Consider the following 26,050-nt stretch of genomic DNA (forward strand, 5'->3'; position numbering starts at 1 on the left):
GGAGTTGAGGTGTCGAACAACAACGCGACCACCGGTAAGAAGGTCGTGCCCGCCGCCGGTGCGGTGCTCTGGCGCCGCGGCAGCGATCTGACCGCCGGCGGGGGCGCCGTCGAGGTCGCTCTGATTCACCGGCCACGCTACGACGACTGGTCGCTGCCCAAGGGCAAAGTCGATCCCGGCGAAACCGAACCGGTGACCGCCGTGCGCGAAGTCCACGAGGAGACGGGCTATACCGCCGTGCTCGGCCGTAGGCTCGGATCGGTCTCCTACGACATCCCCCAGGGCCAGAAACGGGTCTGGTACTGGGTGGCACAGGCGACCGGTGGAGACTTCGCCCCCAACGCCGAAGTGGACAAGCTGATCTGGCTCCCCGCCGAAGCAGCGATGGACCAGCTGCAGTACCCCTACGATCGAAAAGTGTTGCGGCGCTTCATGAAATACCCGCCTGATACCAAGACGGTGTTGATCGTGCGGCACGCCACGGCGGGCAGCCGGTCCCGCTACAAGGGCGACGACCGGGCGCGTCCGTTGGACAAACACGGGCGAGCCCAGGCCGAGTCGTTGGTGGGCCAGCTGCTGGCCTTCGGCGCCAGTACGCTCTACGCCGCCGACCGGGTGCGGTGCCATCAGACGATCGAGCCGCTCGCTCAGGAGCTCGCGGTGGACATCCACAACGAGCCCACGCTGACCGAAGAGGCCTACGCCAGTGACCACAAGGCGACCCGCAACCGGGTCGTCGAGATCGCCACGCGCGCCGGCATCCCGGTGATCTGCACGCAGGGCAAGGTGATTCCCGATCTCATCGCCTGGTGGTGCGAACGCGACAACGTCCGTCCCGAGACGACGGGCAACCGCAAGGGCAGCACCTGGGTGATGTCCCTTGTCGACGGGCGGCTGGTGGCCGCCGACCACATCTGCAGTCCCCTGCCCACCAAGAAGTAACGGCCCACACAGAAAGGCACGCCGTGAGCGCGGTAGCGGCTCACGGCGTGCCTGACAGGGAATTTACTTGCGGCCCTTCCGGGCCGGGGCCTTGGTCGCGGCCTTCTTGGCGGGAGCCTTGGCGGCGGCCTTCTTGGCGGGAGCCTTGGCGGCGGCCTTCTTGGCCGGGGCCTTGGTCGCAGCCTTCTTGGCGGGAGCCTTGGTCGCAGCCTTCTTGGCGGGAGCCTTGGTCGCGGCCTTCTTGGCCGGGGCCTTCTTCGCCGGAGCCTTGGTGGCAGCGGCCTTGGCCGGGGCCTTCTTGGCGACGGCGGCCCGCTTGGCCGGGGCCTTCTTGGCTGCGGTGCGCTTGGCCGGGCCGGCAGTCACACCACGCTTGACCGCGGGGCCGTCCGCCGGGAGACGCTGTGCGCCAGAGACAACCGCCTTGAACTGCGCTCCGGGACGGAACGCCGGCACCGAGGTGGGCTTGACCTTCACGGTCTCGCCCGTGCGCGGGTTGCGCGCCACACGGGCTGCGCGGCGGCGCTGCTCGAACACGCCGAAGCCGGTGATCGTCACGCTCTCGCCCTTGTGCACCGCGCGCACGATGGTGTCGACAACGTTCTCCACCGCGGCGGTAGCCTGCCGACGATCGGTGCCCAGTTTGGTTGTGAGTACGTCGATGAGCTCCGCTTTGTTCATCCAAAACCTCCGAAACCAGTGGTCCACTTTGAACCGACTAGTGGACACGGTAAACCCTGTGACCACTGATTTCCAAGAGCCACGCGCAATTTCGGGGGTAGCTAGCGAACATTCCGGCAATCCGCTTGCCCCCCTTGGACTCCTGTCGGGTGGGTGCAGAACCGGTTTGGTGGGCGGCGAATTCGGGTCGCCGAGGCCCGCCGTCAGCCCTGCAGGGTGCGGGGCTTCCAGGACGGTCGGCCCTGCTCATAGGCCTCGATCGCGGAGAGTTTCCGCAGCGTAAGGCCTATATCGTCGAGTCCTTCGAGCAGCCGCCAGGCGGTGTAATCGTCAATCCTGAACGGCACCACGACCGTTCCCGCGGAGATATTTCGATCTTGAAGATTCACAGTGATTTCCAAGCCCGGGTGCTGCTCGATGAGCTTCCAGAGCAGCTCGACGTCATCCTGAGAAACTTCCGCCGCCAATAGCCCGGCTTTGCCCGCATTGCCCCGGAAAATGTCCGCGAAGCGGGAGGAGATAACCACCCGGAACCCGTAGTCCATCAGCGCCCAGACGGCGTGCTCGCGCGACGATCCGGTGCCGAAATCGGGCCCGGCCACCAATACCGAGCCTTTGTCGAATGGCGCGAGATTCAAAATGAATGACGGATCGGAACGCCAGGCGGCGAACAGCCCGTCCTCGAAACCCGTTCGGGTTACCCGCTTCAGGTAGACCGCCGGAATGATCTGATCGGTGTCGACATTGGACCGCCGCAGCGGAACGCCGATGCCGGTGTGGGTCTGAAAGGCTTCCATCGTCTTCTCCTCTAGCGGGTGGTGGCGGCGGGCAGATCGGCGGGCGAGGCCAACGTGCCGCGCACGGCAGTGGCGGCGGCGACGGCCGGCGACACCAGATGGGTCCGGCCGCCCTTGCCTTGGCGGCCCTCGAAATTGCGGTTGGACGTCGAGGCGCAGCGCTGCCCCGGCGAGAGCTGATCGGGGTTCATGCCCAGGCACATCGAGCAGCCCGCCTGGCGCCACTCGGCTCCGGCGGCGATGAATACCTGGTCCAGCCCTTCGGATTCGGCCTGGGCGCGGACCCGCATCGAGCCGGGCACCACCAGCATCCGTACGCCCTCGGCGACCTTGCGGTCGCGCAGGACGTCGGCCACCACCCGCAGGTCCTCGATGCGACCGTTGGTGCACGAGCCGACGAACACGGTGTCCACTGCGATATCCCGCATCGCCGTACCGGGGCGAAGATCCATATAGGCCAAAGCCTTTTCCGCGGCCTGACGCTCACCGTCATCGCCGATCAGCTCTGGTTCCGGCACTGCCGCCGACAGGGGCACGCCCTGGCCGGGGTTGGTGCCCCAGGTCACGAACGGGCTCAACGTCGCGGCGTCCAGGTAGATCTCGGTGTCGAACTCGGCGCCCTCGTCGGTGCGCAGCTGACTCCAGGCGGCCACCGCGGCGTCCCAGTCCGCGCCCTGCGGGGCGTGCGGGCGGCCCTTGAGGAACTCGAACGTCGTCTCGTCGGGAGCGACCATCCCGGCCCGCGCGCCTGCCTCGATGCTCATGTTGCAGATCGTCATCCGGCCTTCCATCGACAGGGATTCGATGGCGCTGCCCCGGTATTCGATGACGTGGCCCTGGCCGCCGCCGGTGCCGATCTTGGCGATCACCGCCAGGATGATGTCCTTGGCGCTCACACCGGGCGGCAGCACGCCGTCCACATTGACCGCCATGGTCTTGAACGGCTTGAGCGGCAAGGTCTGCGTCGCCAGCACGTGTTCCACCTCAGAGGTGCCGATTCCCATCGCGATCGCACCGAACGCACCGTGGGTCGAGGTGTGGCTGTCGCCGCACACCACCGTCATGCCGGGCTGGGTGAGGCCCAGCTGGGGGCCGATGATGTGCACGATGCCCTGTTCGGCGTCGCCCATCGGGTGCAGCCGGATACCGAATTCCTCACAGTTGCGCCGCAATGTCTCCACCTGCGTGCGCGAGACCGGGTCGGCGATCGGCTTGTCGATGTCGATGGTCGGGACGTTGTGATCCTCGGTGGCGATGGTCAGATCGGGCCGCCGTACCGGCCGCCCGGCCATCCGGAGACCGTCGAAAGCCTGCGGACTGGTGACCTCGTGCACCAGGTGCAGGTCGATGTAGATCAGGTCGGGCTCACCCTCCTGGGAGGCCACAACATGGTCGGCCCACACCTTTTCGGCCATGGTGCGCGGCTGTGCAGACGTCGGTGTCGATTGGTCCATCGCTACTACTCGATTCGGTTCAGGGCACTGCTGGGCTGCAGTCAACGGGCTGGGAGCTACAGTCGCCATCTCAGTATGCGAGACGTTAGTATCTCTCTGTGAGAAATGATAGCGGCATCGGCGTGCTCGACAAAGCGGTGGGTGTGCTGCATACGGTGGCCGAGTCCCCGTGCGGGCTGGCCGAACTGTGCGAGCGGACCGGGCTCCCCCGCGCGACCGCGCACCGACTGGCGGCCGGGCTGGAAACCCACCGGATGCTGGCGCGCGACGGGGACGGTCGCTGGCGGCTGGGCCCTGCCCTGACCGAATTGGCCTCCCACGTCAACGATCCGCTCCTGGCGGCCGGCGCGGCCGTCCTACCCCGCCTGCGCGAAATCACCGGCGAGAGCGTCCAGCTGTACCGCAGAGAAGGCCTGTCCCGGGTGTGCGTGGTGGCTTTGGAGCCGCCGGCGGGCCTGCGCGACACCGTGCCCGTCGGCACGCTGCTTCCGATGACGGCCGGGTCGGGCGCCAAGGTGCTGCTGGCTTACGCCGACGCCGCGACGCAACAGGCGGTGCTGCCGACGGCCAAATTCACCGACCGCACCCTGGCCGAGGTTCGCAAGCGCGGATGGGCGCAGAGCGCGGCCGAACGGGAGGCGGGCGTGGCAAGCGTGTCGGCCCCGGTCCGCGACGGGCGGGGCAACGTGATCGCGGCGGTGTCGGTGTCGGGACCGATCGACCGGATGGGCCGTCGCCCCGGAGCACGCTGGGCGGCCGATCTTCTCGCCGCCGCAGACGCCTTGACCCGGCGACTGTGAGACACCTCTCACCGTGCGCAGTCGGTGTGTCGGGCCGGTGGCCCGGCGGTGGATTCCCACGAGAGTGACGTTCGCCACTGCACCGCGTTGAACGGTCTGGTTGATCCGCATAAGCGAAAGGCACCCGGTCCGTGTGGACCGGGTGCCTTGGCTTCTGTACCCCCGATGGGATTCGAACCCACGCTACCGCCGTGAGAGGGCGGCGTCCTAGGCCGCTAGACGACGGGGGCTAGAACTTCCGGATGGTCAGCATAGCTCAGGTGATCACGCTGACCTAATCGCTCCGGATGGCTGGGGTACCAGGACTCGAACCTAGAATGGCTGAACCAGAATCAGCTGTGTTGCCAATTACACCATACCCCATTGGCTGCCCATCACCGCAGGTCACGGGCATTTGACCGAGATCGCTCGGCGGGGGTGTCCCCCGCTTGTGCTTTCCGGGCCGACGAGCAGACTACCAAAGATTTCGACCCACTTTTCACACCCCTTCCCGAGCGGCACGCAGACGCGCCAAACTGCGGTCGCGCCCGAGCAGTTCCATCGACTCGAACAGCGGAGGGCTGACCGACGCACCGGTGACGGCGACGCGGATCGGGCCGAAGGCCTTCCGCGGTTTGAGCTCAAGACCGTCGATCAGTGCACTCTTGAGCGCCGCCTCGATCGATGCCGTCGTCCACTCTCCGGCCGCCTCCAGGGCACTCAGCGCGGCGTCGAGCACGGGCGCCGCCTCGGGCTTGAGCTCCTTGGCCGCGGACTTCTCGTCGAGCTCGAAGTCGGCGTCGTTGAAGAACTTCAGCAGCCCCCATGCGTCGCCGAGCACGACGATGCGGGTTTGGACCAATGCGGCGGCTTCGGCGAACGACGCGTCGTCCAGGCCCGTGTCGTGGCCGTGGGTCACGAAGTACTCGCGCAGTCGCGCAGTGAACTCCTCAGGGGTCAACAACCGGATGTGTTCGGCGTTGATGGCATCGGCCTTCTTCTGGTCGAATCGGGCCGGGTTGGAGTTGACGTTGGCGACGTCGAACGCGGCCACCATCTCCTCGAGGCTGAACACGTCGTGGTCGTCGGCGATGCCCCAACCCAGCAGGGCCAGGTAGTTCAGCAGTCCCTCGGGGATGAAGCCGCGGTCGCGGTGCAGGAACAGGTTCGATTGCGGGTCCCGCTTGGACAGCTTCTTGTTCCCCTCCCCGAGCACGCTTGGCAGGTGCGCGAATTCGGGAACCCGCTCGGCGACACCGATACGCATCAGGGCGCGGTAGAGCGCGATCTGACGCGGTGTCGACGGCATGATGTCCTCGCCGCGCAGGACATGGGTGATCTTCATCAGCGCGTCATCGACCGGATTGACCAACGTGTACAACGGATCCCCGCTGGCGCGCGTGATGGCGAAGTCGGGAACCGAACCGGCGGGGAACGTCGTCGGTCCGCGCACCAGATCGTTCCACGACAGGTCCTCGTCGGGCATCCGCAGGCGCAGCACCGGCTGACGGCCTTCTGCGGCGAACCGGGCGCGCTGCTCGTCGGTGAGGGTGCGGTCGAAGTTGTCGTAGCCCAGCTTGGGATTTCGTCCCGCGGCGATGTGCCGGGCCTCCACCTCACCCGGTGTCGAGTAGGCCTCGTAGACCTCTCCTGCCTCGAGCAGCCGCGCGATCACGTCGAGGTAGATCTCGCGGCGCTGCGACTGCCGGTACGGCTCGTGCGGACCGCCGACCTCAGGTCCCTCATCCCAGTCCAGCCCGAGCCACCGCAACGCGTCGAGGATCGCCTCGTAACTCTCCTGGCTGTCCCGCGCGGCGTCGGTGTCCTCGATGCGGAACACGAACGTGCCGCCGGTGTGTCGCGCGTACGCCCAGTTGAACAACGCGGTACGGACCAGCCCCACGTGCGGGGTCCCGGTGGGTGACGGACAGAACCGAACCCTGACGGTCATTATTTCGCTCCTCGCGTCCGCGGCATCTGCTTTACCGCTACTTCTTCTTGCGCACAACAGGATTGGTGAGGGTGCCGATGCCCTCGACGGTGATGCTGACGGTGTCACCGTCCTCGATGGGGCCGACACCCTCGGGGGTTCCGGTGAGGATGAGATCGCCCGGCAGCAGCGTCATGACCGCCGAGGCCCACTCGACGATGGCACCGATGTCATGGATCATCAGCGAGGTGCGGCTACGCTGCCGGACTTCACTCTGGTCGGCGGAGCCGGCAACGGGACGGGTGACCTCGGTACGTATCTCAAGATCGGTTGGGTCGATCGAGGTGTCGATCCACGGACCCACCGGGCAGAAGGTGTCGTGGCCCTTGGCCCGCATCCACTGGCCGTCCTGCTTCTGCTGATCGCGCGCCGACACGTCGTTGGCGATGGTGTAGCCCAGGATGTTCTCGGCGGCCCGCGCGGCGGGGACGTCTTTGCACGGCCGTCCGATGACGACGGCGAGTTCGCCCTCGTGATGGACCGGGAAGGCGTCGGCAGGCAGCTGGATGGGCACCCCCGGACCGATGATCGCGGTGTTGGGTTTGAGGAAGATCACCGGATCCTCGGGCGCGACCCCGCCCATCTCCTCGGCGTGCGCCGCGTAGTTCTTGCCCATGCAGATCACCTTGCTGGCCAGAATGGGCGCCAGCAGCCGGACGTCGGCCAGCGGCCAACTCCGTCCGGTGAAATTGGGCGTACCGAACGGATGCTCGGCGATCTCTTTGCAGACGGCGTCTGCGTCGTCGCCCTCGATGCTCACGAAGGCGACCCCGGCGGGACTGGCGATTCGACCTAGACGCATGCGGCCAGCGTAGTGACGGCCTGCTGGTCGACTGCCGTCAGCTCCCGTCGAACAACGACCGCAGGAATCCGGTGGAATCGCGCATGGACGCCAGCACGGTGCCCGAGTGATCCTCATCGGGATAGATCTTGAGGGTGACGTCCTGCCCGTGGGCCACCAGCTGCTCGTTGAAGTCGATCGAGAGTTTCGGCGGCACATCGCGGTCCAGCAGTCCGACGCCGAGGAAGATCGGCCGGTCGTAGCCGCTGGTCGGCGTTCCCATGTAGGCGTCGAGCGCATCGGCGATCCCCGGCAGCGTCGCCAGCGGGGCACGGAAGAACCCCGTGGGGGTCATCCCTGCCAGCGCCCGGTCCAGGTCGGTCTTGCACAGCGTCTCGGACTTGGCCACCGCATCCAGTCCGGCCGGGGTCAGCACGCTGTCGATGTCGAGGTCCGGCCGCGCCTCGCGCACCCCCGCGAGGATGTAGGCGGTGTAGCTGTTGGCCGCGGGTCCCAGATTCGGCGGCAGGGCCATCTCGGGACCGGCCTGCTCGACGATGTTCTGGACATTGGCCGGTGTGCCGGTCGCCACCACCCCGCGGTAGTCCAGCCCGCTGCCCCGGCTGAATTCGGTGGCCCACCGGGCGCTGTCGACAGCCGCCGCGCCACCTTGGGATTGGCCGATGATCGCCCACTTGGGCGACAGCGGGAGCTCCATGTGGTGCATGGCGATCACCGAGTCGACGACGCTGTGCGCGGTTGCCACGCTGTTGAGGTAGCTCATCAGGCCCGGCGTGCCCAGACCCGCGTAGTCCGAACCCACCACGGCGTATCCCTCGTCGAGCCAATGGGTCAGGTACTCGTCGTCGCGTTGGCTGCGTGGGTGCGCCGACGGTGTGCAGTCGTCACCGAGTCCGACGGTGCCGTGTGCCCAGGCGACGGTCGGCCAGCCTCCCGGCGGTGCCTCACCGTGCGGCACGAACATCGCCGCGGTGCTGACCGCCGGTGAATCATGCTGATTAACAGTCGAATACAGAATTCGGTAGGCGCGCGCGGCGCCGGACACCGACAAGGCCGGGTCGAGCGGCACCGTCGCGATGAGGGTCCCCGGCGCCGGGATCGGACCTGCATGGTCGCGGGCGTCCAGTCCCGACCAGTCCGGCGCTTCCGCCGCCACCGCCACCGGAGCCGTTCCGGAGAACAGGGCGCAGGTCACAGCTGCCGCGCCGGCCATCAACCGTAGTTTCACCGTGCCAGGCTATGGCTTTCGCAAACGAGTCCCATATCGTGGGATACCAGTTCGATATTTTGAGACCGTGGTGCGACCATGGCCAGGTGGCACGCACAACGATCGGAACCGCGCGCCGCTGGTCCATGTTGGTGATCGCGCTGTCTTCGACGACGTGCGCCAACGTGTTCATCAACGGTGCCGCGTTCCTCATACCCACCCTGCACACCGAACGCCATCTCGACCTGGCCCACGCCGGCCTGCTCTCGGCGATGCCCAGTTTCGGCATGGTGACCACCCTCATCGCCTGGGGATATGTGGTGGACCGCGCCGGAGAGCGGCTGGTACTGGCCCTGGGCTCGGCATTGACCGCGGCGGCCGCATTCGGTGCCGCCTCGGTGGATTCGCTTGTGGCGACCGGGATTCTGTTGTTTCTCGGCGGCATGGCCGCCGCCAGCAGCAATTCGGCCAGCGGCCGGCTGGTGGTCGGATGGTTCCCACCTGAACAGCGCGGCCTGGTGATGGGCATCCGGCAGACCGCGACACCGCTGGGAGTCGGCTTGGGCGCGTTGGTGATTCCGCGGCTGGCCGAGGCGCACGGTGCCGGGCCGGCGCTGCTGTTCCCCGCGATCGTTTGTGCGGTGGCCGCCGTGGTCAGCGCCGTCGGCGTCATCGACCCGCCGCGCCCGCCGCGGGCCGAAGCCCCGGCCGAACATCTGGCCAACCCGTACCGGGGCTCGGCGCTGCTGTGGCGCATCCATGCCACGTCGGTGCTCCTGGTGGTTCCGCAGGCGCTGCTGTGGACGTTCGCGCTGACCTGGTTGATCGCCGACCGGGAATGGTCGGCCGCCTCGGCAGGCGTCATTGTCACCGTGGCGCAGCTGCTGGGTGCCGGCGGTCGCATCGCCGCGGGACGCTGGTCGGACGTCGTCGGCGAAAGGCTGCGTCCCATCCGCACGATCGCGGTGGCGGCGTCGGTCACCATGGCCCTGCTCGCGCTGAGCGACTGGTTCGGCTCACCGATCAGCGTCGCCCTGATGGTGATCGCCTCGGTGATCACGGTGTCCGACAACGGTTTGGCCTTCACCGGTATCGCCGAGATCGCCGGGCCGTTCTGGAGCGGGCGCGCTTTGGGGACCCAGAACACCAGTCAGCTCCTGGCTTCCGGGCTCACCTCGCCGATCTTCGGCGGGCTGATCGGCCTGGCCGGTTATCCGGCGGCATTCGCGGTATGCGCGGTGTTACCGGCGCTGGCCGTGCCGCTGGTTCCGGTGCGGGGCGAACCGCTGCGCGAAACCGCTTCAGACTGACGGGGATCGGAGCTCACAGCGCGTGACCGGCCGCGTACGCCGTGGCCCAGTCTCGGACCGTACGCAGATACAGCCCCGAATTGTTGTACGCCAGTAGCGCGTCCATCCACCCGATCGGGTTGGCCAGATCGTGTCCGCGATAACACAGGTAGCCCGCGGCGGCCAGGGCGGCGTCGTCGATGTTGTCGACGTTGACCACGCCGTCGTTGTGTGCGTCGACGCCGTAGAGCCGCCAGGTCTCCGGGATGAACTGCATCGGCCCCATGGCCTGGGCGTATTCGGGAGTACCTGCGCCGGAGTCGACGATGCGCAGATTGCCGTTGGTGCCATCGAGTTTCACGCCGCGGATCGGCGGCACGACGTCGCCGTTCGGCGCGATGCGAGCACCCCGGTAGGTGCCGTTGCGGCTTTCGACGGTGCCGATCCCGGCCAACGTGGTCCAGCCGATGTGGCATCCCGGGTTGACGATCTCGGCCACCTTGGCCGCATACGCGTACGCCTCCAACGCGGCGACGGGTAACTCGAGAGCGGCAGCGCGCGATGCCGCCCACGCCGCAAGCTGGTCGGCGGGCCGACCCCTGGCCGAAATGTCGATGTCGGGTACGTGATCACCGGGCGGCGGCGGGATTCCCTCGGGAATCGGTGAACCGAAATGGCCCGTGCAGCTCGAAGCCATCACGATGGCCGTGGCGGCGACGACTGCCGCCGGCTGCAGCCAGCGCCTACGTGGGGTGTCCCGTGCGCGGGGATTCCGACGCCTCAACACCATGGCCTACAACGGTAGTCGGCGGTTGAGCAGAATGCCCGCGGCGACCGCGGCCGTCAGCGCCAGCAGCGCCAACGCGATCCAGCTGGCGCTGGCATCCCCGCGCACAGTCTGATAGCCGACCTGCTGCTCCAATGCCGAGTAGACAGAATCGAGTTCGTCGAGGCTGCCTGCGTGATAGGCCTGGCCACCGGTGATCTGGACGATCGTCTGCAGAGTGCTGTCGTCGACCGGAACCGGTATCTGCTGGCCGTCGAGATCGACGCTGCCGTAAGGCGTCCCGAACGAAATCGTGGATATCGGCACGTTCTGGGCCTTCGCGGCGCGAGCGGCGGAGAACGCGCCCCTCGGCTCATCCGGATCGGACGGAACCGTCTCCTTGCCGTCGGACTCCAGCACGATCCTCGCCGGAGGCGGACCGTCACCGCCGCCCATGACCGCCCCCGCCGTCGCGATGGCCTGCAGCGCGGTGAAGATTCCTTCTCCCGTCGCGGTGCGCGGCTCGGGCTGCAGCGTGCTGATGGCGCGCTTGACGGCATCGTGGTCGGCGGTCGGCGCCACCAGCATGACCGCGCTGGACGAGAACTTGACCAGGCCGAGATTGACCCCCGGCGTCAGTTGATCGGCGAAATGCGCCGCCGCCGTGCGGGCCGCCTCGATCCGGCTCGGTGCCACATCGGTGGCCGCCATCGATTCCGAAACGTCGATCACCAGCATCACCACAGCCCGATTGCGCGGGACCCGGACATCGTCGGTGGGCCCGGCCATGGCAGTGGTCATCAACGCGAGCGCCGCGACCAGCAGCGCGGCAGGCACGTGCCGCCAACGGCTGGACTTTTGCGCGGGAGCGACCTGATCCAGCACCGCCATGTTCGCGAAGCGCAACACCCGCTTACGGCGGGCCCGCTGTATCCACAGGTAGCCGGCGACCAGGACCACGACAGCCAGCAGGCCCAGGAAGTACCACGGGTGGGCGAACCCGGAAAGACTCAGCTCGTTCAGCATGAGGATTCCGACCTTCCGATGCCGCCACCACGATCAAACATTTGCTTGAGTATATAACTGAGGTGAGAGTGCAACCCGTGACTCGACAGGGCATACCGCGCAGACTGGATGGTGATATGACGACATTTGCCGTACCGGGCGCACTGGCACTGCTGGTGGTGCCGGTCGCGCTGCTGGTGCTCTACGTCGTCATCCAGGTCGCCAGGAAGCGCCGCTTCCAGAGCTTCACCGGCGTCACCGCGCCCCGCCGGTGGACCCGGCACGTGCCGGTGGCGCTGGCCCTGTGCGCGACCGTGCTGCTGATCGTCGCGCTGGCGGGCCCGACCCGCGAGATCCACGTCGCACGCAACCGCGCGGTGATCATGCTGGTGATCGACGAGTCCCGATCGATGGGGGCAACCGATGTGGCGCCAACGCGGCTTGCCGCCGCCCAGACCGCCGCCAAACAATTCGCCGACCAACTCACCCCCGGCGTCAATCTGGGTCTGGTGGCGTTCGCCGGTAACGCCGCGCTGCTGGTGTCGCCGACCCCCGATCACAAGGCCACCGTGGCGGCCCTCGACCATCTGAGCCTCGACGATTCCACGGCCACCGGTGAGGCGATATTCACCGCGCTGCAATCGATCTCGTCGGTGGCCACGGTGCTCAGCTCCGACAACACCGATGCCCCGCCGGCCCGCATCGTGCTGGAATCCGACGGCGCGGCCAACAAGCCGGCAAATCAGGACAACCCGCGTGGCGCCTACACCGCTGCGCGCGCCGCGAAAGACCAAGGGGTGCCGGTGTCCACGATCGCTTTCGGCACGAAAGACGGTGTGGTCGAACTGAAAGACGAACACATCCCGGTGCCTGTCGACGACAACATGCTCAAACGCATCGCCGACCTGTCCGGTGGGCAGTCCTACAACGCCACGAGCGTCGACGAGTTGAGCCACAACTACCAGTCCATCCAACAGCAGATCGGCTATCAGACCATCAACGGTCCCGACCGGGGCTGGTGGCTGCGCACCGGCGCCCTGGCCGCGTTCCTCGCCGCGGTGTGCGCTCTGCTGATCAACCGCCGGCTACCGGTGTAGGCAACGCTTTCCCGATTTCGGCCCTGGGCCCGTCGGCGTGGGTAATTGAGTAGTCGAGTACTCGTGCCATTCACCGCCGAACACGAGAAGGTGATCTGGATACGCAATTCGAGGGAGATCGCCATGCCACCCAACGGCGTCGAAAGTGCTGCCGACCGGGCCCGAAGCCGAGGCGCAGAACGCGTGCGCGGTCACCTGCGACTCGTTGCCGGCGGCGCCGACGCGTCGCCGCACAGCGCTCCACCGCGAGGACCCGATGCCGCAGATGCCCAGCCGCCCAACGACGATGACGCCTCCGGCAGCGTCGGCTTCACTCTCCTGACCTGGTAACGACACCGAGGTCTGGTACACCGCACTAGGTCTTGCGGTGGGTCAGCGCGTCGCGCAGGCGGTCGATCAACCCCTCGCCAGGCGCGAGAATCTTGTTGAGGGGGGCGCGGTTTGGTGCCGACGGGTGCGGCCGAGTCGGCGCCAACCGCCTGCTGTGCTCGAACTTCTCTCCGAGGTGCCGCAGGTCTGCCTCACTGCATGCGTCACGCAACGCGGGCAGCACCTCGCGTTCCTCGTCCTCGAAGTGGCGGCGAACGTCGGCGATCAGCTTGGTGATCAACTCGCCGAACTGCGCGTCGTCGATGTGGGACGCTTCGAGCCTCTTCATCACCCACTCGGCGTCGGTGTGTTCCTTGAGCTTCCGGTTGGCGACCTCATCGCCCGTGGGGAGCACCCGGCGAGCGATGGGATAGAGGTACTCCTCCTCCCCCACCGAATGCCGCACGAGTTCGGCGATGACGTGCTCGACGAGTTCACGCCGTTTCGATGGCGTGGCGCTGCTCTCGATTTCCTTGAAGACCTCGTCGACCTCACGGTGGTCGGTGATGATCATGTCGACGAGATCGTGCGTGTCTGACGTCGTCATATCGACTCCTCAGCCAGGGCCGCCCGGACTACGGGCAACTCTGAGGCTAAGCCTGCCGCCTGCCAGATTCAATTAGCCCGGCTAGCGGTGAAATGCTCTGGGCTCGGCTGATTTTGGCCGATCTGTCACGGCGACGACCGGCGCGGCAGAATCAGCAAAGCCGCAGCGAAAAAACACACCGCGCCGATGAACGTGCCCAGGTTGGCCACCCGTTCGTCGACGGTCACGCCGGTCTTGCGGACGAAGGCCGCCAGCGCCGAAACCCCGAACGCCACACAGCCCATCAGGTTTATCCAGGCCGCCCGCCAGTCAATCGAATCCGGTGCCCACAGGCCGACTGCCAGCACCGCCAACGCGCCGCTGATCAGGAAAGCCAGCGAGCCGGTGGCGTCGGGCGCCCACACGTAGCGGCGCTCGGCGAGCACGGCATGCGCCCACACGGCGGCACCGGTGCTCACGTTGAACAGGATGGTTCCGGCGAACTGGATGGCCGCCGACCACCATTGGACGCCACGCGGTGCCAAGGCGTACTGCATCCAACCCGCGGTGGTGAAGAACCACGAGCCGATGAAGCACAGCACGTTCGTCGCCCCCGCCCCGGCCAGCAGGGGAAAGCCGGGCACGGTGGCGACGGCGAAAAACGACGATCCGATCGCGAACAACCAGCATTGGCGGGTGAGTGTCGCGAACATCGCGGATTACGCTGAGCAGTCGACTAGCACGGCATTGACTCTGCATCTACGGCGCGAAAGACCGAGAGAGGAGCGCCGCGAACGCAGAGTCGACACGAGAGGGCACTCAGAGCAGCGACAGGATCCGCTCGCCGACCTCGCTGGTGGAGAGCTTCGTGTCTCCGCGAGTGGCCAGGTGTTCGGAAACCGCCTTGTCCACCCGTGCCGCGGCATCGGTTTCGCCGACATGGGCCAGCAGCAGGGCGACACTCATCACCGCAGCCGTCGGATCGGCGATGCCCTGCCCCGCGATGTCGGGCGCACTGCCGTGCACGGGTTCGAACATGGACGGATTGGTCCGCGTCGCATCGATATTGCCGCTGGCGGCCAACCCAATGCCGCCGCACACCGCAGCCGCGAGGTCGGTGATGATGTCGCCGAACAGGTTGTCGGTGACGATGACGTCGAACCGGCCCGGATCAGTGACCATGTGGATGGTGGCCGCATCGATGTGCTGGTAGGCCACCTCGACGTCGGGGAATTCCTGACCGACTTCGGCCACCACGCGCGACCACAGACCGCCGGCGAACGCGAGCACATTGGTCTTGTGCACCAGGGTCAGATGCTTGCGCCGGGACTGGGCTCGCGTGAAGGCGTCCCGCACCACCCGCTCGACACCGTATGCGGTGTTGACGCTGACCTCGGTGGCCACCTCATGCGGCGTACCGACCCTCAGCGCCCCGCCGTTACCGGTGTACGGGCCTTCGGTACCCTCGCGGACCACGACGAAGTCGATACCAAACACGCCCGAAAGTGGGCTGCTGACACCGGGATAGAGCCGGCCGGGGCGCAGGTTGACGTGATGGTCCAGCGCGAAGCGCAGCTTGAGCAGCAGGCCGCGTTCCAGCACACCGCTGGGTACCGACGGGTCGCCGATGGCGCCGAGCAGGATGGCGTCGTAGCCGCGCAGCTCCTCGATGGTGGCCTCGGTGAGCAGTTCGCCGGTCGCGTGGTACCGCCGGGCGCCCAGGTCGTATTCGGTCTTCTCGACTCCGGGCAGCACTGCGTCGAGCACCTTGACGGCTTCGGCGATGACCTCGGGGCCGATGCCGTCGCCTGCGATGATCGCTAGTCTCACGACAGATCAACCACTTCCAGCGTGCTGGCGCCGACCGCCGACGCGATCGCGGCGCGCACATCCTCGGGGACATCGGTATCCAGGCGCAGCATCACCGTGGCGTGATCGCCGGTGGTGTCCTGGCTCAGCTGGGCGGCAACGATGTTGACGTTCGCACCGCCGAGCAGCGTGCCGATCTTGCCGAGGGCTCCCGGCTGATCGCTGTAGTTGACGATCAGGTTGAAACCCTCGGCGCGCAGGTCGAAGTTGCGTCCGTTGATCTGGACGATCTTCTCCACCAGCTGCGGCCCGGACAGCGTGCCCGCCACGTTGAGCGACGAACCGTCGGCGTGGACTGCACGGACGTCGACGACGCTGCGGTGGTTGGGGCTCTCGGTGGCGGTGCTGATCTCCGACGCCACACCGCGATCCGCGGCGAGCGCGGGAGCGTTGACGAACGTGACCTGCTCGTCGACCACCGCGGAGAACAGCCCGCGCAGCGCCGAAAGCTTCAGGATCTCAACGTCTTCGGAGGCCAGCTCACCGCGGACCTGCACGGCCAGCGACACCGGCGGCGCATCGGACAGGACACCGACCAGCAGCCCCAGTTTGCGGACCAGGTCGAGCCACGGCGCCACCTCTTCGCCGACGGCGCCACCGCCGACGTTGACCGCGTCCGGCACGAATTCCCCGGCCAGTGCCAGCTTCACGCTGGCCGCGACGTCGGTACCGGCCCGGTCCTGGGCCTCCTCGGTGGAGGCGCCCAGGTGCGGGGTGACGACCACCTGCGGCAGCTCGAACAGCGGGCTGTCGGTGCACGGTTCGGTGGAGAACACGTCGAGACCGGCGGCCCGGACGTGACCGCTGGTGATGGCATCGGCGAGCGCCTGCTCATCGATGAGGCCACCGCGGGCGGCGTTGACGATGATCACGCCCGGCTTGGTCTTGGCCAGGTTCTCCTTGCCGATGAGACCGGCGGTTTCCTTGGTCTTGGGCAGGTGCACCGAGATGAAGTCGGCGCGGCCGAGCAGCTCGTCCAGCGGCAGCAACTCGATGCCGAGCTGGGCCGCGCGGGCCTGCGACACGTAGGGGTCATAGGCGACGATGTGGGCGCCGAACGCGGCGAGCCGCTGGGCGACGAGCTGGCCGATGCGGCCCAGGCCCACCACGCCGACGGTCTTGCCGAAGATCTCGGTGCCGGAGAACGACGAGCGCTTCCAGGTGTGGTCGCGCAGGGTCGCGTCCGCGGCGGGGATCTGGCGGGCCGCCGACAGCAGCAGGGCCAGGGCGTGCTCGGCGGCGCTGTGGATGTTCGAGGTCGGGGCGTTGACGACCAGCACGCCACGGGCGGTGGCGGCGTCGACGTCGACGTTGTCCAGGCCGACACCGGCTCGGGCGACGATCTTGAGTTTCGGGGCGGCGGCGAGCACTTCGGCGTCGACGGTGGTAGCCGAACGCACCAGCAGGGCATCCGCCTCGGGCACCGCGGCCAGGAGTTTCTCGCGGTCCGGTCCGTCGACCCATCGGACCTCTACTTGGTCGCCGAGGGCGGCAACGGTTGATTCGGCGAGCTTGTCGGCGATCAGTACAACGGGGAGACTCACGCGGACAGCCTAGTGTGTGGGCCTTACCACGCCTGCACCGCGTGCGGTGTACTGGTGGCGTGGACGTCACCGTCGTCGGGAGCGGCCCCAACGGCCTGGCCGCAGCCGTGGTGTGTGCCCGTGCCGGCCTGTCGGTGCGGGTGATCGAAGGCCAACCGACCGCGGGTGGCGGCACGCGGACCGCCGTCGACCCCGAGTACCCCGGTGTGGCGCACGACGTGTGCTCGGCCGTGCACCCGCTGGCCTACGCGTCGCCGTTCTTCGCCGAGTTCGGCCTGGCCGACCGCATCGAGCTGAACGTGCCGGAGATCTCCTATGCCAATCCGCTGCCGGGCCGGCCGGCGGCGCTGGCCTACCGCGACCTCGACCGCACGTGCGCCGAGTTGACCGACGGGGCGTCGTGGCGGTGGCTGCTGGGTCCGATGGTGCAGCGCAGTGACGCGGCGACCGCGTTCGTGCTGGGCGACAAGCGCTCGGTGCCGCCCGATCCGGTCACCTCGGCCAGGCTCGCCCTGCGGATGCTGACGCAGGGCGGCCCCGCGTGGGGACTGCTGCGGGGTGAGGACGCCCGCGCGTTGTTCACCGGCGTCGCCGCGCACACGATTTCGCAGATGCCGTCGATGACGTCGTCGGGGCTGGGCATGATGCTGGCGGTGCTGGCCCACTCGGTCGGGTGGCCGGTGCCCACCGGTGGCAGCCAGGCCATCGCCGACGCGTTGATCGCCGACTTGCTGGACCACGGCGGCGAATTGGTGCTCGGCGAACCCGTCACCGAACCGCCGCGGGGCGTCGTGCTCTACGACACCCCGGCCAAGGCGTTGCTGAGCATCTACGGTGACCGGCTGCCCTCGCGGTACGCCGCGGCGTTACGACGCCTGCGGCCCAATCCCGGCGTGGCCAAGGTCGATTTCGTGCTGGCCGACGAGATTCCCTGGCGCGACGGGCGACTGGCGCGCTCGGTCACCTTCCACCTGGGCGGCACTCGTCCGCAGATGGCCCGCGCGGAGCGCGAGGTCGCCGCGGGCAGGCATGCCGACCGGCCTATGGTGCTGGCCGCATCGCCGCACGTCGGCGACCCGAAAAGGATTGATGCACAAGGCCGTCGGCCATTCTGGAGTTATGTACACGTGCCGCGGGACTCACCCGTCGATCAGACCGAGACCGTCATCGAGATCATGGAACGCTTGGCGCCCGGATTCCGGGACATCGTCGTGGCGACGCGCGGTGTGCCCGCATCCCAACTGGCCGAGCACAACGCCAGCCTCACCGCAGGGGACATCACCGGCGGCGGCAACAGCGCATGGCGCGCCCTTGCCGGGCCGACGCTGCGGCTGAATCCGTGGGCCACGCCGATGCCGGGGGCGTATCTCTGTTCGGCGGCCGCTCCACCCAACGGCGGTGTGCACGGCATGTCCGGCTACTACGCCGCACGCACCGCACTGAAACGCGAGTTCGGCATCACGACCATGCCTAAGCTGGCGCCATGACCAAAGTCGCTGTCATCTACTACTCCGCCACCGGGCACGGCTCGTCCATGGCGCGCCGCGTCGCCGCCGCTGCCGAAGCCGCGGGCGCCGAGGTACGGGTGCGTCCCGTTGCCGAGACCCAGACCCCGGAGTCGTTCGCCCACAACCCGGCCTGGACCGCGAATTATCAAGCCACCAAGGACCTTCCGGTAGCGACCGGCGACGACATCGTCTGGGCTGATGCGGTGATCTTCGGCTCCCCCACCCGGTTCGGTTCTGTCGCATCGCAATTGCGGGCGTTCCTCGACTCGCTCGGTGGGCTGTGGTCGCAGGGCCAGCTCGCCGACAAGGTCTACGCGGGGTTCACCTCGACCAACACCCCGCACGGCGGGCAGGAGACCACGCTGCTGACCCTGTACGTCACGCTGATGCACTGGGGCGGCATCATCGTGCCGCCGGGCTACACCGAGCCGCTCAAGTTCGCCGACGGCAACCCGTACGGCGCAAGCCTGTTGGCCAACCACGACAACATCGAAGAGTTCGACGAGACCACCTACAACGCGCTCGATCACCTGGCGCGTCGGGTGGTGAGTGTCGCCGCTCGGCTCGGCGGCTGAAAACTGCTGCGTTCGTACCCCATTGGCCGGCCCTAGGGTTGAGCCGTGAGCACTTGGGGAGTCGCACGCCTGGTCGGATCCGTTCCGCACACCGACCCCGTCATGAGGATCATCGGAGTCGGCGATCTCGAGCTGTACCGGGTGAGCCCGCCGCTGTGCGGCTATCACGTGATCGCCGCACAGCGGACCACCTGGGCCATGCGGGCCCAGTACATCCACCCCGACGGCCGCATCGAGCCTGCCGAACCCGACGACCCGGTGTCGACGGACCTGTACGGGGTCACCGGCGAGGGTCTGCAGATCGACCGGGACGCGAAGTTGCCGGGCAGCGCCGACGGCAGAAACGTCGCCCGCACTCTGGCCGGCATCGGCTACCGGATCATCTAGAACGCGAAAGGCCAGTTATTGCACGCTTTTTCGAAGTTCGCGTGCAACAACTGGCCAGTCGACGGGTGAAATTAGGCCGTTTCGGTGATCGGCCGGTCGACCCAGCTCATCAGGTCGCGCAGCTTCTTACCGGTGACCTCGATCGGATGCTCGGCGTTGGCCTTACGCAGGCCCTCGAGCTCCTTGTTGCCGTTCTCGACGTTGGCGACGAGGCGCTTGACGAACGTGCCGTCCTGGATGTCCTTGAGGATGGCGCGCATGCGCTCCTTGGTGTCGGCGTCGATGACCCGCGGGCCCGACAGGTAGCCACCGAACTCCGCGGTGTCGGACACCGAGTAGTTCATGCGGGCGATGCCACCCTCGTACATCAGGTCGACGATGAGCTTGAGCTCGTGCAGCACCTCGAAGTAGGCCATCTCGGGGGCGTAGCCCGCCTCGACCATGACCTCGAAGCCGGCCTTGACCAGCTCTTCGGTGCCACCGCAGAGCACGGCCTGCTCACCGAACAGGTCGGTCTCGGTCTCTTCCTTGAAGGTGGTCTTGATGACGCCGGCCCGGGCACCACCGATCGCGGCGGCGTAGGACAGCGCCAGGGCCTGGCCCTCACCCTTGGGGTCCTGATCGATGGCGATCAGGCAGGGCACGCCCTTGCCGTCGACGAACTGCCGACGCACCAGGTGGCCGGGGCCCTTGGGGGCGACCATGCCGACGGTGACGTTGGCCGGGGCCTTGATCAGGCCGAAGTGGATGTTGAGGCCGTGGCCGAAGAACAGCGCGTTGCCGTCCTGCAGGTTGGGCTCGATGTCGTTCTTGAAGATCTCGGCCTGCGCGGTGTCGGGCGCGAGCACCATGATCACGTCGGCCCACTTGGCCACCTCAGCCGGGGTGTCGACCTCCAGGCCCTGCTCCTCGACCTTGACGCGGGACTTCGAGCCCTCTTTCAGACCGACCTTGACCTGCACCCCCGAATCGCGCAGCGACAGCGAATGGGCGTGGCCCTGGCTGCCGTAGCCGATCACACCGACCTTGCGGCCCTGGATGATCGACAGATCCGCGTCGTCGTCGTAGAACAGTTCGATTGCCATGCGTGAGTTTTCCTTCTCTTTCCTAGCTCTACAGCTTGATAGTGACGCTACTTCGCGGTCCCGATGCCGCGCGGACCGCGTGACACCGACACCACGCCGGACTGCGCAAGCTCCCGAATACCGTACGGCTCCAGGACGCGCAATAGGGCTTCCAATTTCTCTTGCGTGCCGGTGGCCTCGACGGTCAGCGACTCGGTCGACACGTCGACGACCTTGGCACGGAACAGGTTGACCGCTTCGATCACCTGACTGCGGGTGCTGGCATCGGCCCGCACCTTGATCAGGGCCAGTTCGCGGGCCACCGAATTGTCCTCGTCCTGCTCGACGATCTTGATCACGTTGATCAGCTTGTTGAGCTGCTTGGTGATCTGCTCCAACGGCGAGTCCTCGACGCTGACCACGATGGTCATCCGGGACATGTCCTTCTGCTCCGTCGCACCGACGGCCAGCGACTGGATGTTGTAGCCGCGCCGCGAGAACAACGACGCCACGCGCGCGAGCACGCCCGGCTTGTCCTCGACGAGCACCGACAGGGTGTGGGTGGGGGTTGCGCTGGTCATTAGGCGTGTCCCTCGCCGTCTTCGTCGTCGAACAGCGGCCGGATGTCCCGGGCCGCCATGATCTCGTCGTTGCTGGTGCCTGCGGCAACCATCGGCCACACCTGCGCATCGGCGCCGACGATGAAGTCGATCACCACGGGGCGGTCGTTGATGGCCTGAGCCTGCCGGATCACGTCTTCGACGTCTTCGGCACGCTCACAACGCAATCCGACGCAACCCAGGGCCTCGGCCAGCTTGACGAAGTCCGGGATCCGGTGCGAGTGGGTGGCCAGGTCGGTCTGGCTGTAACGCTCGTCGTAGAACAGCGTCTGCCACTGCCGCACCATGCCCAGGTTGCCGTTGTTGATCAGCGCGACCTTGATGGGCGCACCCTCGACGGCGCAGGTGGCCAACTCCTGGTTGGTCATCTGGAAGCAGCCGTCGCCGTCGATGGCCCACACCTCGGCCTCGGGCCGGGCGAACTTCGCGCCCATGGCTGCCGGAACGGCGAAGCCCATGGTGCCGAGACCGCCCGAGTTCAGCCAGGTGCGCGGGTTCTCGTACTTGACGAACTGCGCGGCCCACATCTGGTGCTGGCCCACCCCGGCGACGTAGACCGCGTCGGGCCCGGCCAGCTTGCCCAGGGTCTCGATCACGTACTCGGGGCTCAGGCTGCCGTCGCTCTGCGGGCCGTAGCTCAGCGGGTACGTGGACTTGACGCCGGACAGGTACTCCCACCAGCTGTCCAACTTGCGCGTGACTCCGCCGCGCCCCCGGTCGCTGTGCTCCTGCCCGCCGAAACCGGCGCCGATCTTGCGCAGCGCCTCGGTCAGGTCGGTGATGACGGCCTTGACGTCGCCCACGATCGGGACGTCGGCGTGCCGGTTCTTGCCGATCTCGGCCGGGTCGATGTCGGCGTGGATCACCTTGGCGTCCGGGGCGAACGAGGACAGCTGGCCCGTCACCCGGTCATCGAAGCGGGTGCCCAGCGCGATCAACAGGTCACTGCGCTGCAGCGCCGCCACGGCCGAGACCGCGCCGTGCATACCCGGCATGCCCATGTGCTGCGGGTGGCTGTCCGGGAAAGCGCCGCGGGCCATCAGCGTGGTGACCACCGGGATCCCGGTCAGCTCGGCCAGTTCCAGCAACTGCTCACACGCATCACCGCGGATGACACCGCCACCGACATAGAGCACCGGCTTGCTGGCCTCCGAGATCAGCTTGGCGGCCTCGCGGATCTGACGGTTGTGCGGCTTGGTGTTCGGCTTGTAGCCCGGCAGGTCGATGCGCGGCGGCCAGCTGAACGTGCACTGCCCCTGCAGGATGTCCTTGGGGATGTCGACGAGAACCGCTCCCGGCCGTCCGCTCGCGGCGATGTGGAACGCCTCGGCGATGACCTTGGGGATGTCGTCGCCGTTGCGCACCAGGAAGTTGTGCTTGGTGATCGGCATCGTGATGCCGGAGATGTCGGCTTCCTGGAAGGCGTCGGTGCCGATCAGGCTGCGCCCGACCTGACCGGTGATCGCCACCACCGGAATCGAATCCATCTGAGCGTCGGCCAGCGGCGTCACCAGGTTGGTCGCGCCCGGGCCCGAGGTGGCCATCATCACGCCGACCTTGCCGGTGGCGTGGGCGTAGCCACTCGCGGCGTGGCCGGCGCCCTGCTCGTGGCGCACCAGCACGTGGCGCAGTTTCTGCGAGTCGAAGAGCGGGTCGTAGACGGGCAGCACTGCCCCGCCGGGGATGCCGAAGATGACGTCGACGCCGATTTCCTCCAGCGACCGGATGACCGCCTGGGCGCCCGTCATCTGAAGCGGCGCAACCCTTTTCGACGGGGTCTGGGTGGACTGGGTGGCGGTCGACGTACCGTTGGCCGGGTCGGCCGACTGTTCGGGCGGTCGCGTTGTCGGTGCGCTCACGGTTTCCTCTTCACGTTCTCTTCGGAAATCTCGGTTGTCAATGATGGTCAGACGCGCTGGAAGCAACAAAAAACCCCCGTCAGCAGGCTGCTGTACGAGGGTGGCGCGTCGATGCTGGTGGCTATGCCCGGCAGAGGGCCAGCGCGGCATCAACGCGCCAACCAATTACTACGAGCAATCCGGGGGTCTGCATAACCGTTGACGGTAGCTGCCGCACAGGTCGAAGGTCAAATTGCGGCCGGCCTGCGTGGACCGGCCGGGACACCGGGCCGGACCTGGCGGCCCGCAGTGCAAGGATGGATGTCGTGAGTTCCCGATCCGCAACCAAACCGGTCGTCCTGCGAATGTCGCCGATGGCGCACATCGCGGTCGGATTCTTTGCACTCGGCCTGCTGACGTTGGTGCTCACCAATCCCACGTGGGGCACGCCCCTGCTGATCTTTCCGATCGGGTTGTCCTACGCCATCATCCGCTACCGCACCGTCGCTGATCACGACAGCGTGACCGCGCGTTCACTGCTCGGCAGCCGCACGGTGGCGTGGTCGGAGATCGACGGTCTGCGTTTCGACCGGTCGTCGTGGGCCGTCGCCCACCTGCGCGACGGATCCGAACTGCGCCTGCCCGCCGTCACGTTCGCGATGCTTCCGCTGCTCACCGAGGTGAGCGGCGGACGCGTCCCCAACCCGTACGCGTAGCGGAGCGGAGCAGTTCAACCACGCGTAGCGCCGCGCTCCGTCAGCGCAGTGGGTTTCCGCCGTTGAGCAGGGCCCACAGTCCGATTCCGACGCCGATGCCGACCAGCAGCGCGACGAACGACCCGACGAACGGACGTCGGGCCCAGCCCCGCCCGGCGTCGAAGCCGTACCGCCCGGGGCCGGTCAGAACGAGCGCAGCGGCGACGGCAACCGGGATCAGCCGGTACTCGTGGCCGTCGGTCATGAAACTCGACAGCCGGGCGTCCTCGTGCGCAGCCATCGCGTCGACCAGTACGCCGTTGATCAGATAGGCCAGCGCGCCTGCCGCCGCGACCGGGGTGAACAGACCGAGCACCAGCAGCACACCGATGGCCAGCTCACCGCCGGTCGCGACGTAGGTCACGATGTCGGCGTGCTGGAAGCCTGCCTGCTGCAGCCAGGTCTTGAACCCGTCGAGGCCCGGGCCGCCCCACCAGCCGAATGCCTTCTGCAGACCGTGGATGATCAGCAGCCCGCCCACGGCCAGGCGCAGGATGAGCAGCCCGAGGTCCTGGGTGCCGCGTCGACCCGCCGCCCGGACACGGTCGTCGAGCAGGGGGTCACGTTCGATCTCGGCGGGTTCGGCACCGTAGGGGCCGAGGGGCTGTCGCAGGCCCGGCTGCACGTACGGCAGCGGCTCGGGCTCGCCCATCAGCGGGAAACCGGCCTGGTCGGCCGGCTTGGCGGAGTCGTACCGCGGGATGGCGGTGGTTTCGAAATCGCCGCCGTAGGTGGCCGACGGCAGATCGTCTTCGGGGTCGACCAGGCTCGCCGTGGCAGGTCTGGCGGAGTCGCCGGTGCCCGAACTATCTGGTCTCTGCCAAGCGAGTGGGTCCTGCGAGTGACTGGTCACGCTGCCCAGGGTAAGTGCAAGTCAAGCCCGAACCGGGTATTTACCCCGGCGCTTCCGCCTGGTATTGGCCCCCGAGGTGCCGTTACCGCAAAGGACACTGTTGCCCGGCGTGGCGGGCACTGCGCGACAATCCGTAATCTGGCGACATGGAATCGCGTCGGCGGATATCGGTGGTGGCCGCCGTTGTGTGTGCCGTGATGTTGGCCGGCTCGGGGTGTGCCCGGTTCAACGCGGCCCAGTCTGAGCCGTTCACCACCGAACCCCAAATGGGCCCGCCGCCGTCCTCGTCGCCGCCACCTCCTCCGCCTCTGCCGGCAAAACCTTTCCCCAAGGAATGCCCGGCGCCCGGGGTGATGCAGGGCTGCCTCGACAGTACCAGCGGTCTGATCATGGGCCCCGACAGCCAGTCCGCGCTCGTCGCCGAACGGCTCACCGGTGCAGTCAAAGAGGTGTCCACCAAGGCCGAACCGAAGGTCAAGGTCGTCATCCCCGTCGATCCCTCCGGCGACGGCGGTTTGCTCGACATCGTCCTGTCCCCCACCTACGCCCAGGACCGGCTGATGTACGCCTACATCAGTACGCCGACCGACAACCGCGTCATCCGCATCGCCAATACCGATCCGCCCAAGCCGATCCTGACGGGGATCCCCAAGGGCGCTACCGGTAACACCGGCTCGCTGATCTTCACCAGTCCGACCACCCTGCTGGTACAGACCGGTGACGCGGGCAACCCGGCCGCAGCCGCAGACCCGGCGTCGCTGGCGGGCAAGGTGCTGCGGATCGAGCAGCCCACCACGGTCAATCAGGCCCCTGTCACCACCGCGTTGAGCGGCCTGGGCGCCGGTGGGGGTATGTGCGTGGATCCGACCGACGGCTCGCTGTACGTCACCGACCGCGCCCCGACCGCCGATCGGCTGCAGCGGATCACCAAGGACTCGAAGGTGTCGACGGTGTGGACCTGGCCCGACCGGCCCGGGGTGGCCGGATGCGCGGCGCTCGACGGCACGGTGCTGGTGAACCTGGTCAACACCAAGAAGACGGTCGCGGTGCGGCTGGCCAAGGACACCGGTGCGGTCACCGGCGAGCCCGAGGTGCTGCGGGACAACGTGCGCGGCCACGCCTGGGCGCTGCAACTCTCGCCCGACGGCAACGTGTGGGGCGCGACGGTGAACCGCACGGCCGGCGACGCCGAGAAGCTCGACGACGTGGTGTTCCCACTGTTCCCGCAGGGCGGCGGCTTCCCTCGGAGCAACGCCGACAAGACCTGATACACAACGCTTTTCGATATCGCGGAGCTGTCGGCCGGCCCGGCGGCTCCAGCCCGACCGCGCCC

The 26,050-nt window shown here is 67.5% G+C and carries 26 protein-coding genes and 2 tRNA genes; 10 read left to right on the top strand and 18 right to left on the bottom strand.

What is annotated here, in order from left to right; genetic code table 11:
- Positions 1-9: 9 nt before the first annotated feature.
- A complete protein-coding gene (gene mutT1, locus BTO20_RS23490) occupies positions 10-942 on the top strand; it encodes an 8-oxo-(d)GTP phosphatase MutT1 (protein WP_087078497.1) in 933 nt (310 codons plus the stop codon).
- Positions 943-1,005: 63 nt separating this feature from the next.
- Here the strand turns inward: mutT1 and BTO20_RS23495 are convergent, their stop codons facing one another.
- From BTO20_RS23495 to leuC, 3 genes are all read right to left on the bottom strand, one after another.
- Positions 1,006-1,623, bottom strand: a complete 618-nt coding sequence (locus BTO20_RS23495) for an HU family DNA-binding protein (RefSeq protein ID WP_083162171.1) — start codon at positions 1,621-1,623, stop codon at positions 1,006-1,008.
- A gap of 203 nt (positions 1,624-1,826) precedes the next feature.
- Complete coding sequence (leuD, locus tag BTO20_RS23500; RefSeq protein WP_087078498.1) at positions 1,827-2,420, bottom strand: 3-isopropylmalate dehydratase small subunit; 594 nt, start codon at positions 2,418-2,420, stop codon at positions 1,827-1,829.
- Positions 2,421-2,431: 11 nt separating this feature from the next.
- Entirely contained in the window at positions 2,432-3,874 is a 1,443-nt protein-coding gene (gene leuC / locus BTO20_RS23505; RefSeq protein WP_087078499.1) for a 3-isopropylmalate dehydratase large subunit, read from the bottom strand.
- Between the two features lie 98 nt (positions 3,875-3,972).
- On the opposite strand from leuC, the gene BTO20_RS23510 reads away from it, so the two are divergent.
- Positions 3,973-4,674 carry an IclR family transcriptional regulator gene (locus BTO20_RS23510; RefSeq protein ID WP_087078500.1) on the top strand — a complete coding sequence of 234 codons (702 nt, stop codon included), beginning with the start codon at positions 3,973-3,975 and terminating at the stop codon, positions 4,672-4,674.
- Positions 4,675-4,831: 157 nt separating this feature from the next.
- On the opposite strand, the gene BTO20_RS23515 is transcribed toward BTO20_RS23510, so the two are convergent.
- The 5 genes from BTO20_RS23515 to BTO20_RS23535 all read right to left on the bottom strand — a co-directional run bounded on the left by BTO20_RS23515 (position 4,832) and on the right by BTO20_RS23535 (position 8,658).
- Positions 4,832-4,904: transfer RNA gene (locus BTO20_RS23515), tRNA-Glu, on the bottom strand.
- A gap of 58 nt (positions 4,905-4,962) precedes the next feature.
- Positions 4,963-5,037: transfer RNA gene (locus tag BTO20_RS23520), tRNA-Gln, on the bottom strand.
- A gap of 115 nt (positions 5,038-5,152) precedes the next feature.
- Entirely contained in the window at positions 5,153-6,604 is a 1,452-nt protein-coding gene (gene gltX, locus BTO20_RS23525) for a glutamate--tRNA ligase (protein ID WP_087078501.1), read from the bottom strand.
- Positions 6,605-6,641: 37 nt separating this feature from the next.
- Positions 6,642-7,445, bottom strand: coding sequence for a fumarylacetoacetate hydrolase family protein (locus BTO20_RS23530; protein ID WP_087078502.1), 804 nt, complete (start codon positions 7,443-7,445; stop codon positions 6,642-6,644).
- 37 nt (positions 7,446-7,482) lie between these two features.
- Positions 7,483-8,658: an alpha/beta hydrolase family protein gene (locus BTO20_RS23535; protein ID WP_157680437.1), complete on the bottom strand. Its 1,176-nt coding sequence runs from the start codon at positions 8,656-8,658 to the stop codon at positions 7,483-7,485.
- Between the two features lie 101 nt (positions 8,659-8,759).
- On the opposite strand from BTO20_RS23535, the gene BTO20_RS23540 reads away from it, so the two are divergent.
- The gene (locus BTO20_RS23540) at positions 8,760-9,962 is read left to right on the top strand and encodes an MFS transporter (RefSeq protein WP_198344036.1); all 1,203 of its coding nucleotides are present in this window, start codon (positions 8,760-8,762) and stop codon (positions 9,960-9,962) included.
- Positions 9,963-9,975: 13 nt separating this feature from the next.
- On the opposite strand, the gene BTO20_RS23545 is transcribed toward BTO20_RS23540, so the two are convergent.
- Positions 9,976-10,731, bottom strand: coding sequence for a lytic transglycosylase domain-containing protein (locus tag BTO20_RS23545; RefSeq protein WP_087078503.1), 756 nt, complete (start codon positions 10,729-10,731; stop codon positions 9,976-9,978).
- Positions 10,732-10,734: 3 nt separating this feature from the next.
- The gene (locus BTO20_RS23550; protein ID WP_087078504.1) at positions 10,735-11,733 is read right to left on the bottom strand and encodes a VWA domain-containing protein; all 999 of its coding nucleotides are present in this window, start codon (positions 11,731-11,733) and stop codon (positions 10,735-10,737) included.
- Between the two features lie 116 nt (positions 11,734-11,849).
- Here BTO20_RS23550 and BTO20_RS23555 point away from each other — a divergent pair, with 116 nt between their 5' ends.
- Together BTO20_RS23555 and BTO20_RS23560 are read left to right on the top strand one after the other, a co-directional pair.
- Positions 11,850-12,809, top strand: coding sequence for a VWA domain-containing protein (locus BTO20_RS23555; RefSeq protein ID WP_087078505.1), 960 nt, complete (start codon positions 11,850-11,852; stop codon positions 12,807-12,809).
- Between the two features lie 63 nt (positions 12,810-12,872).
- On the top strand, positions 12,873-13,139 hold the full coding sequence (locus BTO20_RS23560) for a hypothetical protein (RefSeq protein ID WP_087078506.1): 267 nt from the start codon (positions 12,873-12,875) through the stop codon (positions 13,137-13,139).
- 25 nt (positions 13,140-13,164) lie between these two features.
- Here BTO20_RS23560 and BTO20_RS23565 read toward each other — a convergent pair whose 3' ends face one another.
- The 4 genes from BTO20_RS23565 to serA form a co-directional block, all read right to left on the bottom strand.
- A complete protein-coding gene (locus tag BTO20_RS23565) occupies positions 13,165-13,725 on the bottom strand; it encodes a hemerythrin domain-containing protein (protein WP_087078507.1) in 561 nt (186 codons plus the stop codon).
- Between the two features lie 125 nt (positions 13,726-13,850).
- On the bottom strand, positions 13,851-14,417 hold the full coding sequence (locus tag BTO20_RS23570) for a hypothetical protein (protein ID WP_087078508.1): 567 nt from the start codon (positions 14,415-14,417) through the stop codon (positions 13,851-13,853).
- A gap of 106 nt (positions 14,418-14,523) precedes the next feature.
- Positions 14,524-15,534: a 3-isopropylmalate dehydrogenase gene (locus tag BTO20_RS23575; protein ID WP_087078509.1), complete on the bottom strand. Its 1,011-nt coding sequence runs from the start codon at positions 15,532-15,534 to the stop codon at positions 14,524-14,526.
- Positions 15,531-17,117 carry a phosphoglycerate dehydrogenase gene (serA, locus tag BTO20_RS23580; RefSeq protein ID WP_087078510.1) on the bottom strand — a complete coding sequence of 529 codons (1,587 nt, stop codon included), beginning with the start codon at positions 17,115-17,117 and terminating at the stop codon, positions 15,531-15,533. The genes BTO20_RS23575 and serA overlap by 4 nt, the downstream gene beginning before the upstream one ends.
- A gap of 59 nt (positions 17,118-17,176) precedes the next feature.
- Between serA and BTO20_RS23585 the strand changes: the two genes are divergently transcribed.
- Genes BTO20_RS23585 through BTO20_RS23595 form a run of 3 tightly spaced genes read left to right on the top strand, consistent with a single transcriptional unit; the run spans position 17,177 to position 19,587 of the window.
- Positions 17,177-18,604, top strand: a complete 1,428-nt coding sequence (locus BTO20_RS23585; RefSeq protein ID WP_087078511.1) for a phytoene desaturase family protein — start codon at positions 17,177-17,179, stop codon at positions 18,602-18,604.
- On the top strand, positions 18,601-19,200 hold the full coding sequence (wrbA, locus tag BTO20_RS23590) for an NAD(P)H:quinone oxidoreductase (RefSeq protein ID WP_087078512.1): 600 nt from the start codon (positions 18,601-18,603) through the stop codon (positions 19,198-19,200). The genes BTO20_RS23585 and wrbA overlap by 4 nt, the downstream gene beginning before the upstream one ends.
- Positions 19,201-19,245: 45 nt before the next feature.
- The gene (locus BTO20_RS23595) at positions 19,246-19,587 is read left to right on the top strand and encodes a hypothetical protein (RefSeq protein ID WP_087078513.1); all 342 of its coding nucleotides are present in this window, start codon (positions 19,246-19,248) and stop codon (positions 19,585-19,587) included.
- Between the two features lie 71 nt (positions 19,588-19,658).
- Here the strand turns inward: BTO20_RS23595 and ilvC are convergent, their stop codons facing one another.
- Genes ilvC through BTO20_RS23610 form a run of 3 tightly spaced genes read right to left on the bottom strand, consistent with a single transcriptional unit; the run spans position 19,659 to position 23,130 of the window.
- The gene (gene ilvC, locus BTO20_RS23600; protein ID WP_198344559.1) at positions 19,659-20,660 is read right to left on the bottom strand and encodes a ketol-acid reductoisomerase; all 1,002 of its coding nucleotides are present in this window, start codon (positions 20,658-20,660) and stop codon (positions 19,659-19,661) included.
- 59 nt (positions 20,661-20,719) lie between these two features.
- A complete protein-coding gene (ilvN, locus tag BTO20_RS23605) occupies positions 20,720-21,232 on the bottom strand; it encodes an acetolactate synthase small subunit (RefSeq protein WP_087078515.1) in 513 nt (170 codons plus the stop codon).
- Positions 21,232-23,130 (bottom strand): acetolactate synthase large subunit, encoded by a 1,899-nt coding sequence (locus tag BTO20_RS23610; protein ID WP_087078516.1) that lies wholly within the window; start codon positions 23,128-23,130, stop codon positions 21,232-21,234. The genes ilvN and BTO20_RS23610 overlap by 1 nt, the downstream gene beginning before the upstream one ends.
- Before the next feature lie 296 nt (positions 23,131-23,426).
- Between BTO20_RS23610 and BTO20_RS23615 the strand changes: the two genes are divergently transcribed.
- Positions 23,427-23,825, top strand: a complete 399-nt coding sequence (locus BTO20_RS23615; protein ID WP_087078517.1) for a PH domain-containing protein — start codon at positions 23,427-23,429, stop codon at positions 23,823-23,825.
- 40 nt (positions 23,826-23,865) lie between these two features.
- Here BTO20_RS23615 and BTO20_RS23620 read toward each other — a convergent pair whose 3' ends face one another.
- Positions 23,866-24,717, bottom strand: coding sequence for a DoxX family protein (locus tag BTO20_RS23620; protein WP_087078518.1), 852 nt, complete (start codon positions 24,715-24,717; stop codon positions 23,866-23,868).
- A gap of 146 nt (positions 24,718-24,863) precedes the next feature.
- Between BTO20_RS23620 and BTO20_RS23625 the strand changes: the two genes are divergently transcribed.
- Positions 24,864-25,985: a PQQ-dependent sugar dehydrogenase gene (locus tag BTO20_RS23625; protein ID WP_198344037.1), complete on the top strand. Its 1,122-nt coding sequence runs from the start codon at positions 24,864-24,866 to the stop codon at positions 25,983-25,985.
- Positions 25,986-26,050 lie beyond the last annotated feature (65 nt).

It is taken from the genome of Mycobacterium dioxanotrophicus, assembly GCF_002157835.1.
In the GTDB taxonomy this organism is placed as follows: Bacteria; Actinomycetota; Actinomycetes; order Mycobacteriales; family Mycobacteriaceae; genus Mycobacterium; species Mycobacterium dioxanotrophicus.

What these genes read in the sequence shown, in the direction of transcription:
- BTO20_RS23565 (WP_087078507.1), bottom strand. Translation starts at nt 13,725, where the DNA reads ATGACGACGTCAGACACGCACGATCTCGTCGACATGATCATCACCGAC.
- leuD (WP_087078498.1), bottom strand. Translation starts at nt 2,420, where the DNA reads ATGGAAGCCTTTCAGACCCACACCGGCATCGGCGTTCCGCTGCGGCGG.
- BTO20_RS23535 (WP_157680437.1), bottom strand. Translation starts at nt 8,658, where the DNA reads ATGGCCGGCGCGGCAGCTGTGACCTGCGCCCTGTTCTCCGGAACGGCT.
- BTO20_RS23545 (WP_087078503.1), bottom strand. Translation starts at nt 10,731, where the DNA reads ATGGTGTTGAGGCGTCGGAATCCCCGCGCACGGGACACCCCACGTAGG.
- BTO20_RS23625 (WP_198344037.1), top strand. Translation starts at nt 24,864, where the DNA reads ATGGAATCGCGTCGGCGGATATCGGTGGTGGCCGCCGTTGTGTGTGCC.
- BTO20_RS23615 (WP_087078517.1), top strand. Translation starts at nt 23,427, where the DNA reads ATGGATGTCGTGAGTTCCCGATCCGCAACCAAACCGGTCGTCCTGCGA.
- wrbA (WP_087078512.1), top strand. Translation starts at nt 18,601, where the DNA reads ATGACCAAAGTCGCTGTCATCTACTACTCCGCCACCGGGCACGGCTCG.
- BTO20_RS23495 (WP_083162171.1), bottom strand. Translation starts at nt 1,623, where the DNA reads ATGAACAAAGCGGAGCTCATCGACGTACTCACAACCAAACTGGGCACC.
- gltX (WP_087078501.1), bottom strand. Translation starts at nt 6,604, where the DNA reads ATGACCGTCAGGGTTCGGTTCTGTCCGTCACCCACCGGGACCCCGCAC.
- BTO20_RS23555 (WP_087078505.1), top strand. Translation starts at nt 11,850, where the DNA reads ATGACGACATTTGCCGTACCGGGCGCACTGGCACTGCTGGTGGTGCCG.
- BTO20_RS23570 (WP_087078508.1), bottom strand. Translation starts at nt 14,417, where the DNA reads ATGTTCGCGACACTCACCCGCCAATGCTGGTTGTTCGCGATCGGATCG.
- ilvN (WP_087078515.1), bottom strand. Translation starts at nt 21,232, where the DNA reads ATGACCAGCGCAACCCCCACCCACACCCTGTCGGTGCTCGTCGAGGAC.
- leuC (WP_087078499.1), bottom strand. Translation starts at nt 3,874, where the DNA reads ATGGACCAATCGACACCGACGTCTGCACAGCCGCGCACCATGGCCGAA.
- BTO20_RS23550 (WP_087078504.1), bottom strand. Translation starts at nt 11,733, where the DNA reads ATGCTGAACGAGCTGAGTCTTTCCGGGTTCGCCCACCCGTGGTACTTC.
- BTO20_RS23530 (WP_087078502.1), bottom strand. Translation starts at nt 7,445, where the DNA reads ATGCGTCTAGGTCGAATCGCCAGTCCCGCCGGGGTCGCCTTCGTGAGC.